This window comes from Methylobacterium sp. GXF4 (assembly GCF_000272495.1).
Classification (GTDB): Bacteria; Pseudomonadota; Alphaproteobacteria; order Rhizobiales; family Beijerinckiaceae; genus Methylobacterium; species Methylobacterium brachiatum.
The window spans coordinates 1-908 of record NZ_AKFK01000099.1; the positions used below are offsets into that span (position 1 = coordinate 1).

At 65.2% G+C, this 908-nt stretch carries 1 protein-coding gene; it reads left to right on the forward strand.

The features are described 5' to 3' along the window. On the forward strand, positions 1-870 hold an 870-nt coding region (locus WYO_RS26755), incomplete at its 5' end, for an IS3 family transposase (RefSeq protein WP_007568637.1). Positions 871-908 lie beyond the last annotated feature (38 nt).

Consider the following 908-nt stretch of genomic DNA (forward strand, 5'->3'; position numbering starts at 1 on the left):
AAACTTGTAGCCCCCGAGCGACGCCGGCAGGCGGTCGACGGCATCCGGGAGAAGTACGGCCTCTCGGAGCGTCATGCCTGCCGGATCGTCGGCCAGCATCGGGGTACGCAGCGCTACGTGCCCACCGTGCCGGCCGACGAGGATGAGCTGACCCGTGCCATCATCGCCCTGGCGTCCGAGTACGGGCGCTACGGCTACCGCCGCGTCACCGCGCTGCTGCAGGCAGCTGGCTGGCAAGTGGGCAAGGACCGGGTTCAGCGCATCTGGCGTCGCGAGGGGCTCAAAGTCCCTAGCCGACAGAGACCCCGCAGCCGCCTATGGCTGAACGACGGCTCATGCGTGCGGCTACGACCGCTCCACCGCAACCATGTGTGGAGCTTCGACTTCGTGCAGGCTCAGACCCACGACGGCCGAAGCCTACGCATCCTGACGCTGATCGACGAGCATAGCCGGGCGTGCCTGGCGCTGAAGGTGGCACGGCGTATCAACAGCGTCGGCGTGATCGAGGCGCTGGCCGATGCCATGTGCCTGCACGGCATCCCCGAGCACATCCGCTGCGATAATGGCCCTGAGATGATCTCCAAGGCGCTGCGCAAGTGGGTCGCCAAGACGGGGCCACGGATCCAGTACATCGCGCCAGGATCGCCGTGGGAGAACGGGTACTGTGAGAGCTTCAACGGCAAACTTCGGGACGAGTGCCTACGCCAGGAGATCTTCTACTCGCTGAAGGAGGCACAGATCGTCATCGGTCTATGGCAAACCACGTACAACTGCATCCGACCGCATTCGTCGCTGGGCTATCGGCCGCCCGCGCCTGTCAGCTACCCGGGTCTGGCCTTCCGGCTACCCATGCCCGCGACCATGCAGTAGCCTCTCAATCGGCTCGGTCCAAAATACCGGTCAGGTCA